Below are 11,888 nucleotides of genomic sequence, written 5' to 3'. Positions count from 1 at the left end.
AATAAATTATTAACTTTTTCATTATCAAATATATTCATTTTAAACGCTTTCTTTAATATCTTTAATTTTGTCTTTAATTTGTAAAAATGCTTCTTCAATCACGTTTTTTAGCGGTTTTTCTGCATCAATTACTTTAATACGATCCACATTGTCACCTATTAAAACTTGGTAACCTTCATGAACTTTTACAAAGAAATCTCTATTTTCTAAGTCTAAGCGATCTGATTCTTCAAAACGACTTATTTTTCTTTTACGAGCTTCTTCAACTGTTAAATCAAAAAATAATGTTAAATCTGGTTGTGTTGAGCCAATAACAGTTCTTTGAACTTCATCAACAGTTCTAATTCCTAAACCTCTTGCATATCCTTGATAAACAGATGTCGAATCCATAAATCGATCACAAATAACGATTTTGCCTTCTTTTAAAGCAGGAATAATTACGTCATTTAAATGTTGCTTACGAGCCGCAATATATAAAAGTGCCTCTGTTCAAGGGTCCATTGAAACATATTTTTTTTCTAATATAACTTTTCTAATATGTTCTGCAATTTCATTGCCCCCCGGGTTCTCTCGTTAAAATAACTTCGTGACCGGCTTCTACTAATCTTTCTTTTAAAAATCTTGCTACCGTTGATTTACCGGCACCATCAATTCCTTCAAGTGTTATAAAGAGCATAAACTCCTCCTATATATCTGTTCTTCCTTTTAATGCTTGCTTTAGTGTTTCTTCATCTAAGTAATCGATTGAACTACCAGTTGAAATTCCTTTTGCCAACCTTGTTACTTTTATTTCTTTTGAAACTATATTATTTCTAATAAATTGAGATGTAACTTCACCTTCAAAAGTTGAGCTTAAAGCAATTATTACTTCCTTAACAATATTAACATCTAAACGTTTATTTAACTGATTTAATGTTAAATTTTCCGGCAATATTCCATTACGAATATTAATTTCTCCATTTAAAACATGATATAAACCATTGTAAAATTTACTTTTTTCAAAAGAAAATACATCGGAAACATTTGCAACAACACAAATAATATTTTGATCTCTTTCTTCATTTTCACAAAACATACAATCTTGATCTAACACAAGAGAAAAGCAAGTTTTGCATTGTTTATATTTAGAATGAAAATTTTCTAAAAATTCAATTAATGATTTAGACTTATCTTCATTGTTTAAATATATCGCCAAAAGCCTCTCAGCTTGTTTTTTAGATACATTAAAGTGTAATTTAAATTGTTCAATTAATTCTGTGTATTTGTCCATAAAAACCTATTTTATCTGTATATTTTTGAAAATTTCTTTTCCTAATTCAATTGCTTCTTTATGTTCTTCATAATCTTCAATTTTTTTGCTAAATAAATTTTCGTAATATTTTTCAATATTTTGACTTTGATTTTGTGGTAATTTATTTGCTTGTTTTAATTTATAAAAATCCATTTTTAAGTTTTGTAATTCTTGATCACTAACAACAGCAATTAGATATTCTTTTTCTAAAATAACAAATAATTTACTTCTTGTCTCTCAATTTGATAACTCGTGCAATAAAGCATTAGCTTGTGCTTTTGTTTCTACCTTTAGCATAATTTCATCATCACTAACACAAACAACTTTTGCGTCTTTAAACTCATCTAAATAATTTAGCTTTAAAGTTTTTTCGCTATAAATCTTATTTAAAATATTTACTATTTTTTCGCGTCTTTCTTTTGCTAAACTTGAACTGTTTGCATTAGACAAAATTTGAATTAAAGTATCCATTTCTACATTGATGTCTTTTAATTCATGAATTGGTAAAACTGTATTTGTGTGAACTTCATTTTCTTGAACAAAGTCAGCTTTTACACTTTCTATTTTTTCCACTTCCGAAATTTTTGTCGACTCTAACTCTTGATTATCAACAATCTTTAATTCTATGTCTTTTTCGTTTTGGTTAATTGCGTTTTTTTCAACAACCGTACTTTTTGGTTTATCGTCGTAAGATTTTATTTCCAATGTTTCTTCTTTTTTTGTTTTGGAAATATTTTCTACATTATCTATATTATTTAGAACTTTGTTATCAACAATGTTTTGTCCATTTTCAAATATTTTTAAACTTTTGATAAATAAAAGTTTAATATAGCTCTCTTCTGAAACGTTTGCGTTGTGATTTGAAATTGCTGAAATGAATTCATCTGACAACTTTAAAAGCGAACTGTAATCAATTTTGCTTGCAATTTCTTCTGCAAAATCAATATTAATTGTTGAGATAAAATCTTGTTTTCAAGTTAATTTAAACTGTAGTAATTCTTTAATTATGACTAATAAATCATTTAACAATTGAATTAAATTAATTCCCTTAGAAGATATGTAATCAATAAAAGAAAGTAAATCACTAACTTTGTAATTAATGATCATTAGTAAAATATTCATTTTTTCTTTTGAAGATAATATCATAAAACTGTTTTTTAAATTTTCCATAGTGACATCGCTACTTTTAGAAAAATTTATTATCTGTTCTAAAATTGTTAGTGAATCCCTTGCAGAACCACTAGACAAAGTTGATATTTCATTTAAAGCTTCTTTTTCAAATTTAACATTTTCTTTTTCTAAAATTATTTGCATATTATAATTTAAATCATTGTTAGAAAGTTTATTGAATGGGAAAAGCTGACAACGTGAAATTATAGTTTGAGGAATTTTAAATAACTCTGTTGTAGCTAAAATAAACACTATGTGTGACGGTGGTTCTTCTAATGTTTTTAATAAAGCATTAAATGCCGAAATAGACAACATATGAACTTCATCAATTATATAAACTTTAAATTTAGTTTTAGTTGGGTTTGTGTATACATTTTCTTTTATAGTTCTAATTTCATCTACACCGTTGTTTGATGCAGCATCAATTTCAATAATATCTATTGAGTGATTCTCATTTAAATCTTTACAGTTTAAACACTTGTTACAAGCATCACCATTTTTTATATCTAGACAGTTAATTGTTTTGGCAAAAATTTTAGCTGTTGTTGTTTTACCAGTACCACGTGGTCCTGAAAAAATAAATGCGTGTTGAAATGTTTTATCAATAATTGAATTTTGCAAAGATTGTTTTATCTCTTTTTGTCCTACAAGTTCGCTAAAACTTTTAGGTCTATATTTTCTATATAGTGAAATGTATGCCATGTTTATCCCCTTATTTTTTTAAAATAATTTTCAAGTTTTTCCTTAAAAAAATTATTTATCTTTTTATCGTTTGATTTTTTTATATCCATTTTTGATATATCGTGTGTAAAATTTGATGTTATGAAACCTTTTTTTTGGTTCTCAACATAATAATATATTTTCGAAATACCTACGTTTTTAATGGCTCCCATGCACATCATGCAGGGCTCTAAATTAACATATATAGTGATGTCAGAAAAATTTACTTTCTTTTTTAGACATTTATTTATCACATTAATTTCAGCATGTTTTAACCTATTATTTCACCCTTTTTTATTTTTAGAAAAGGTAATTATTTTATTGTTTTTAACTGCTGCTGCTATTATCGGTATTTTTTTTTCGCTAGTTTTATTAATTTTATGTTGTAAAAAATCTTTTATGTTTTTAAAATTTTTCATCCTGAACTCCGCGATATATAAAAAATGCCAACACACATAGTCCTTAATCTTATGGCTGCTACCTTTCGGTTCTGACCAGGTTCGAATGTAACTATTGTACCGGCAATAAAATTATAGCACATTTACAAAGTAGTAAAAAATAAAATTATTTATTAATTTTAAAAATTTTTAAAAAAAGCTGTTAGAACATAAGGGGTTTTTTACTAAAAAATAATAAATTAAAAGTGGTTTTAAAATGTTTCACGTGAAACATATAGAAAATAGTGTTCTAAAAATATACTAAAATTAATTTTTTTAACATGAAATTATATATGTTTTAAGATATACATTTGGTAGTGCCCTTTTAATTATTCATATATAAAAATAATTGTTTTCTATTTGAAATATAGTTTTTGATATTAACCAATGTTTCACGTGAAACATTTTATACACATAAGAAAAACAAGTTTTTAAAATAATGATTTTTACAATTTATTGACATTCCCTAGCATAAATTTGCATACATATTTTTTATCTGTAATTAAGGTGTATGCTTTTTATTTTGTCTATAAATTTTTTTCTGCGGGTCGTTTAAAATGTTAAATCAAACTTAAGATCAATAGTTTTGTATACATAAAATAAATGCTGGTTGTGTAACTTGTATACATAAAATAAATGCTGGTTGTGTAACTTGTATACATAAAATAAATGCTGGTTGTGTAACTTGTATACATAAAATAAATGCTGGTTGTGTAACTTGTATACATAAAATAAATGCTGGTTGTGTAACTTGTATACATAAAATAAATGCTGGTTGTGTAACTTGTATACATAAAATAAATGCTGGTTGTGTAACTTGTATACATATTTCTAAAAAATAAATTAGCATTTTATTATCTATTTGCTTTAAAAATACGAAGCAAAAGGCTGTGACTTACAAATGTTTCACGTGAAACATTTTAATTGTTAATAGAAATAAACGATTTTATATAACAAAAATTAAGCCTGCAATAAATGCTTGTATGCATACTTTTCAAGAACAATAAAAAACACCCACCCTTTAAACTGGTCATTGTAAATGTTTCACGTGAAACATTTTAATTTGAATAGAAAAATAAACCTAAATAAAGGTGGTTGTTTATGTAGAAAAATAATGTAGTGTTCAGATATTTTTAAACTATAAATACAATAATTTATGTTGAATGTTTCACGTGAAACATATAAACATAAAAAAAAATATAAGTTCCCTTATATTTTTTCTGCTTTGAAATATGGAATTAAAACTTTTGGTATATTAATATTTTCGCCATCTCAATAGTTTTCTAAGATAGCCGCTACTAAACGATCGATTGCTAAAGCCGAACCATTTAATGTATGAGCAAATACATTTTTTTTATCTTTTTTAATTCTAATCATTGCCCTTCTCGCTTGAAAATCTTTACAGTTTGAACAAGAAGATATTTCACGATATTTTTTNTGTGACGGAAATCAAACTTCTAAATCATATGTTTTAGCAGCACTAAATCCTGTGTCTCCAGAACATAATAAAATTTTTCGATATGGCAATTCTAAAGCTTTTAGGATGTTTTCAGCATAGCTTGTTAACTCTTCTAATGCTTTATCAGATGTTTCAGGATCAACAATTTTTACTAACTCAACTTTTAAAAATTGATGTAATCTAATTAACCCTTTTGTATCTTTACCAGCTGAACCAGCTTCTTGACGAAAACATGGTGTAAAAGCTGTTAATTTCTTAGGTAACTCTTTTACTTCTAAAATCGTATCTTTATAAATATTTGTTAATGAAACTTCAGCTGTTGGTGTTAAGTAAGCATTTTTGCCTTCTATTTTATAAGCATCATCTTTGAATTTTGGTAACTGCCCTGTTCCAAACATAATGTCTTCATTAACAATTAATGGTGGAATAATTTCTTCAAAATTATTTTTTTCATGTAAATCCATAATGAAATTATGCAAAGCTCTAATTAATTTTGCTCCTTGATTTTTATAGATTAAAAATCTTGATCCAGATAATTTAACACCAGCTTCAAATGAAGCAAGGTTTTTTTCAACCGCAATAACATCATGTTCTAATGTAACTTTATTTCGATTTAAAAATTTTTCGCCTCAAACATAAACTTCTTTATTGTCATTTTCATCTTTACCAATCGGAACAGAAGAATCTAAAGTGTTAGGAATTACAGCTAGTTTGTTGTGGATTTTTTCATTAAAAGATTCAATTTTACCTTCTAACTTAACAATTTCTTGTTTTATATTACTAATATCTTGTTTAACTTCTTGCGCTTTTTCAAGCTCTTTTTTTTGCATCATTTGTCCAATGCTTTTTGATAAAACATTACGTTTATTGTTAAGGTTTTCTAATTTTTCTAACAAAGTATTTTTTTCTAATATTTCTACTTTAATTTTCTCGATAAAACTAAAATCACCATTTCTTTTGGTTAGGTTTTCAATAACTTCTTTAGTTTTATTTACAATTAATTTTTGATCTAACATTATTGCTCCTTTTGATGTTGATTAAAAACTTCTAAAATTTCCACTTTATCATCGTCGTTAACTTTAATAGTTTTAACCCCAACTGTTTGTCTTTTTGATTCTGGAATTTCTTCTAAAGAAATTCTTAAAATAAACCCATTATGACTTGTTAAAATAACATCTTCAGTTCCAAATACTGCTTTAACAGTTTTCAAGTTTCCTGTTTTATCTGTTAAGTTCATAGCCTTAACACCTTTTGTTCCACGATTTGTTTCTTTATACTCACTAATAAAAGTTTTTTTAGCATAACCTTTTTCAGAAATTGATAATAGAAATTCTGAGTTTTGAGCTGAAACTAATCCAATTAGTGTACTATCATCGTTTTGAATTCCTTTAACACCAATAGTAGTTCGTCCCATTAATGATAAATTGCTTTCATCAAATTTAACTAACTTATTTTTTGAGTTAACTAAAATAATTTGATCATTTTCTTTTGAAAGCGTTACTCCAAATAATCTGTCCCCATCTCGTAAAGATGTGGCTTTTTTTNNACCAGTTTGCGGCACTTTTACAAAATCTTGTACACTAACTTTTTTTACAATTCCTTTTTCAGTTGCAAAAACAAAGTTTTTATTCATATCTTCTTTTGATAAAGCATTGATTGAAACAATTTTTTCATCTTTATTAATATGAATTAAATTAATTATCGGTAACCCGCGCGCTTGTTTTGAATACGTTTCAATTTTATAAGCCTCTAATGTATATACTTTTCCTTGATCGGTAAAGAAATAAACTAAATCTGTTGTCTTCATATTAATAATTTTTGAAAGTTTATCTTCAGATGTGTTTTCATTAAAGGATTTAATCCCTTTTCCCCCACGTTTTTGCAACTTAAAACCTTCATCAGATAGACGTTTGATGTAATTATTTTTAGTTAACATTACTAAAATATCTTCTTTAGTAACTAATTCTTCTGGGTTAATTTCTGTACTAGCAAATTTAATAATTGTACTTCTTCTTGGGTTATCATAAGTATTTTTTAACTCTAATAACTCATTAGTTAAAATTTTGTTTTGAAGCTCTTTTGAACTTAAAACTTCTTCTAAATAACTTATACGTTTTTCAATATCTTTAATTTCATTATTAATTTTTTCAATTTCTAACGCTGTTAATCTTTGAAGTCTCATTTCTAAAATAGCTTTAGCTTGTTCTGGAACAAGATTAAAAGATTTTACTAAATTTTCATTAGCAATTTGTGTTGTTGCAGAATTTTTAATGATTTTTATAACTTCATCAATATTTGCTAAGGCAATTTTTAAACCTTCTAAAATTAAATGACGTTGTTTAAGCTTTTTAAGCTCAAATTGACTTCTTTTTATAATCATATTAATGTTGTGTTCATAATAATACTTTATTAAGTCATGTAATGATAAAACTTTTGGTTGGTTATCATGTAATGCCACAACATTAAAAGAAAAATTAGTCTGTAATGGTGTTAATTTATATAAATTATTTTTAATAATTTTTTCTTCAACATTTTTCTTTAAGTCAATCGCAATTCTAACTCCACCTTTATTTGAAGAAAGGTCACGAATGTCAGAAATTCCCGTAATTGTCTTACTTTTTATTAAATCAGCAATTTTTTCAATTAATTTTGCTTTATTTACCATATAAGGAATTTCTTTAACAATAATTCTTTTACGATCATTTTTAGGACCGTGTGTTTCAATATCAATTTTTGAACGAATTGTGACAGAACCATGCCCTTCTTTATAAGCATTAATCATTTTAACCCCAGATGTAACAAGGGCTCCTGTTGGAAAATCAGGACCTTTAATGTATTCTAAAAGACCCTCAACTGTAATATCATTATTTTCACCATAAGCGATTGTTGCATCAATTACTTCTCCTAAATTATGAGGAGCTAAATTTGTGGCAACCCCAACAGCTATCCCTGTTGTTCCATTTACTAGTAAATTTGGAAAATAGGCAGGTAAAAAACGTGGTTCTCTTTCTGAATTATCATAGTTACTTACAAAAGGAACCGTTTCTTTTTCAAGATCACGGACCATTTCACATGCTAATCGACTTAAACGCACTTCTGTATAACGCATTGCGGCTGGTGAATCACCATCTAATGACCCAAAGTTCCCATGACCATCAATTAAAGGATGGCGATAAGAAAAATCTTGCGCCATTCTTACCATTGATTCATAAACGGCACTATCTCCATGAGGGTGATACTTACCAATAACTTCCCCAACTACACGCGCTGATTTTTTATATGGTTTTTCATACGTCATTCCTAAACCTTTCATCGCGTAAATAATTCGACGATGAACTGGTTTTAACCCATCTCTAACATCAGGAATCGCTCTTGAAACAATAACTGATAAGGCATAATCTAAAAAACTTGTCTTAACTTCGGTTGTGATATCAACATCATCAACTTTTGTACCAGATAAAAGTTCTTTTATTTTTTCACTTGTACTCATTGTTTCTCCTACACATCTAAGNTTTTTAACAAACTTAGCATTTTCTTTAATAAATTTCTTACGTGGTTCAGGATTATCTCCCATTAAACTCACAAAAAGTTCGTTCGCCGCAAGTGCATCATCCACATTTACTTTTAATAACAATCTTTTTTCTGGATTCATTGTTGTATCTCAAAGTTGGTCTGGATTCATTTCCCCTAACCCTTTATATCTTTGGATATTATAATTTTTAGAATTGCTATCTAAAATAGCTTTTTCTTTTTCTAAATCTTTTTCTGAATATAGATATTTATGACTATTGTTATGTGAAAGTTTAAATAATGGTGGTTGTGCTATGTAAACATGCCCATTTTCTAATAATTTTTTCATATAACGATAAAAAAATGTTAAAAGTAAGATTTTAATATGCGCCCCATCAACATCAGCGTCAGTCATAATGATAACTTTGTTATAACGAAGTTTTTTTTCATCAAAAAGGTTTTTTATTCCTGTTCCTAAAGCTAAAATAATTGAATTTATTTCATTATTTCCAGTAACTTTTTCTTGTTTTACACGTTCAACGTTTAAAACTTTCCCACGTAGTGGTAGTATTGCTTGGAAAAAACGGTGACGAGCTGATTTTGCACTTCCCCCGGCTGAATCTCCCTCGACAATATAAATTTCTGAAAGTTCTTTATCTTTAGTTTCACAATCAGTTAATTTACCTGGAAGTGTAAAAGAGTCAAAAACTGTTTTACGACGAGTACTTTCACGAGCATTTTGTGAAGCTACACGTGCTTTAAAAGATAATTGAATTTTTTCAATGATTTTTTTAGCTTGTTGCGGATTTTCTAGTAAAAATTCCTGTAATTTATGACTAACAATGTCATTAACAGCTTTTTTAGCATCAGAACTTCCTAATCGACCCTTAGTTTGTCCTTCATATTGTGGATCTGGATGTTTGATTGATAAAATAGCAACAATTCCTTCTTTGATGTCATCTCAAATGAATTTTTCAACATTTTTACTTTTACTACTTGCTTTATAGTGACGATTTATTTCTTTAACTAAAGCTAATTTCATTCCTTCTTCGTGAGTTCCCCCATCACTTGTGTTGATGTTGTTACAAAAAGAAAAAACATTGTCGTTATAACTATTGTTATATTGAAAACCACATTCCACAGTTATCCCATCAAGAATATCTTCTGTATAAAAAATTCCTGTAATTGATTCAGTTAAATCTTTACTAAAACTTTTAATATAATCTTTAATACCTTCTTCATATTTATAATTGATTGTTCGATCATTTTTTTCATCAATGATGATAAAACTTAATCCCTTATTTAAAAAAGCTAATTGTTTTGCTTTTTTTTCAATTACTTCAAAATCAAATTCACTTTCTTCTGTAAAAATCTCTTTATCTGGTAAAAAAGTAACTTCTGTTCCTGAAACATCAGTTGTTCCAATTTCTTTTAAAGAACTTTTTACTTTACCCCCATCAACAAATTCGATTAAATATTTTTTACCGTCTTTGTTAATAACAATATTCACAAATTTACTTAAAGCGTTAACAACACTAGCACCAACACCATGCAAACCCCCTGATATCTTATAGGAATCTGAGTTAAATTTTCCTCCAGCATGTAAAACTGTAAAAACAGTTTCCACAGTTGATACACCAGTTTTGCTGTGGATATCCACAGGAATTCCACGCCCATTATCTTTAATTGTGATTGAATTATCATTGTTAATTTTAATAAAAATGCTATCGCAATGACCAGCTAATGCTTCGTCAACTGAATTATCAATAATTTCTCATACTAAATGATGTAAACCTTTTTTATTCGTTGAACCTATATACATACCCGGTCTTTTACGGACAGCTTCTAAACCTTCTAAAATTTGAATAGAATCTGAATTATAACTATTAGCCATTAAAAAACCTCATTTCAAGATAATTTTACCATTTTTATCTTAAAATAAGGCATTTTAAAGCATATTATTTATATTTATATATCTTTGTTCGTTTTATAGTACTTTATTCTCAAAATAGGTTAAAAATAGTTTATTTTGAATGTTTATTTAATACGATTTTATTGGCAGAACAACTTGATGTAGTTCTTCTTCTTCTTTCGAACTGATAATGATTGGACCATTTTCATCTGTAAAGCTAATAATAATGTTATCGTACTCAAAAGCTCTGATGGCATCTAGGAAGTATTTTGAATTAAAGTAAATTTTGATTGGTTTACCATTAATTTTTACATTATCAACAATTTCCTCTGATTGCCCAGTTTCTTTAGCATACGAACTGAAATTTAGTTTATCTTCTAAAACATTTAAAATTACAACATTCGTTCTTTGTTCATCTTGAACAGAAAAGACACTAGCACGATCCATAACTTTAATGATTTTTTGACGATTTACTAAAATGTTTGTTGATGTATCCATTTTAATAACACTTGAAATATCTGGATAACTTCCTTCGATTAATTTAGATTTGATAATTGAATTGTTGAAAGCAAAAGTAATGCCTGTTCCTTCTAAGAACATTGAAACTTTTTCAACATTTTCAATTAATTTAGCAACATCGCTAATAAATTTTAAAGGAACAATGATATTAAAATTATTTTTTTGACTTGAATAAGTTTCTTTATAAGCCAATCTTTTAACGTTTGTTGATGAAAATACAACTTTGTTGTTTTCTATGTCTGATTTGATGTTTAAACCGGTAAATATCACGTTATTTTCATTAGGATCAATTGCAAAAGCTGTTTGATTAACCGCTTTAATCAATTCTTTGGAATTAAAGTTAATTTCAACCCCTTTTGTTTCAAAATCAATATCGGGAAATTCCACAGCATTTAAAGTATTAAAGTTTAAGTCAAACTTATCTCCTTTGATTCTTAAAACACTACTTTCAACTGATTCTAAATTAATATATTCATCTTCCATTTTTTTAACAATTTCAATGATTTGTTTATTTTTTATTAACAAACTTCCAATTGAGTTAATTTGGACTTTGTGTGAAGCTAATAATTCAATTTTAAAAGATGTAGAACCATCAGATGATACTAATACCATACGATCTTTTTTAACATCTAACATAATCCCTTGAAGAATTGGAATATTAGTTTTATAAGTTGCTATTCTACCTGCTTTGATTAATGCATCTAAAAATAAAATTCTATTTACTTTAACAATCATTTTATAAACCTACCTTTAATTGAAATTTAATATATCTCTTATTAATTTATATTATATATATTATTTATTATTATTATAAGTGTTAGGAAGTGGAAAAAGTTAAAAATCCCTTATTTCATCTAATAAAACACCAAA

The 11,888-nt window shown here is 27.0% G+C and carries 7 protein-coding genes, 1 other RNA gene and 1 pseudogene; all 9 read right to left on the bottom strand.

The window, feature by feature from the left end; all coding sequences use genetic code 4:
- Window positions 1-39: 39 nt before the first annotated feature.
- The 9 genes and pseudogenes from tmk to dnaN all read right to left on the bottom strand — a co-directional run bounded on the left by tmk (window position 40) and on the right by dnaN (window position 11,753).
- A pseudogene (tmk, locus tag NPX79_RS01910) lies at window positions 40-676 on the bottom strand (dTMP kinase).
- A 9-nt stretch (window positions 677-685) separates the two neighbouring features.
- Window positions 686-1,270: a recombination mediator RecR gene (gene recR / locus NPX79_RS01905; protein WP_381415434.1), complete on the bottom strand. Its 585-nt coding sequence runs from the start codon at window positions 1,268-1,270 to the stop codon at window positions 686-688.
- Between the two features lie 6 nt (window positions 1,271-1,276).
- On the bottom strand, window positions 1,277-3,163 hold the full coding sequence (gene dnaX, locus NPX79_RS01900) for a DNA polymerase III subunit gamma/tau (protein WP_381415433.1): 1,887 nt from the start codon (window positions 3,161-3,163) through the stop codon (window positions 1,277-1,279).
- Window positions 3,164-3,165: 2 nt separating this feature from the next.
- Window positions 3,166-3,600 (bottom strand): deaminase, encoded by a 435-nt coding sequence (locus NPX79_RS01895; RefSeq protein WP_381415432.1) that lies wholly within the window; start codon window positions 3,598-3,600, stop codon window positions 3,166-3,168.
- Window positions 3,601-3,619: 19 nt separating this feature from the next.
- Window positions 3,620-3,708, bottom strand: an RNA gene (gene ffs / locus NPX79_RS01890) — signal recognition particle sRNA small type.
- Between the two features lie 481 nt (window positions 3,709-4,189).
- Window positions 4,190-4,468: a hypothetical protein gene (locus tag NPX79_RS01885; RefSeq protein WP_381415431.1), complete on the bottom strand. Its 279-nt coding sequence runs from the start codon at window positions 4,466-4,468 to the stop codon at window positions 4,190-4,192.
- Between the two features lie 359 nt (window positions 4,469-4,827).
- Window positions 4,828-6,093: a serine--tRNA ligase gene (gene serS, locus NPX79_RS01880; RefSeq protein ID WP_381415430.1), complete on the bottom strand. Its 1,266-nt coding sequence runs from the start codon at window positions 6,091-6,093 to the stop codon at window positions 4,828-4,830.
- Window positions 6,093-10,481, bottom strand: a complete 4,389-nt coding sequence (gene gyrA / locus NPX79_RS01875) for a DNA gyrase subunit A (protein WP_381415429.1) — start codon at window positions 10,479-10,481, stop codon at window positions 6,093-6,095. Before gyrA ends, serS begins: the two co-directional genes overlap by 1 nt.
- 147 nt (window positions 10,482-10,628) lie before the next feature.
- Window positions 10,629-11,753, bottom strand: a complete 1,125-nt coding sequence (gene dnaN, locus NPX79_RS01870; protein ID WP_381415428.1) for a DNA polymerase III subunit beta — start codon at window positions 11,751-11,753, stop codon at window positions 10,629-10,631.
- Window positions 11,754-11,888: the final 135 nt, after the last annotated feature.

Source organism: Spiroplasma endosymbiont of Anurida maritima (assembly GCF_042465095.1).
GTDB lineage: Bacteria > Bacillota_I > Bacilli_A > Mycoplasmatales > Mycoplasmataceae.
Note: the sequence above shows the minus strand (reverse complement) of the source record. Positions and strands in the feature narration are given on the sequence as shown.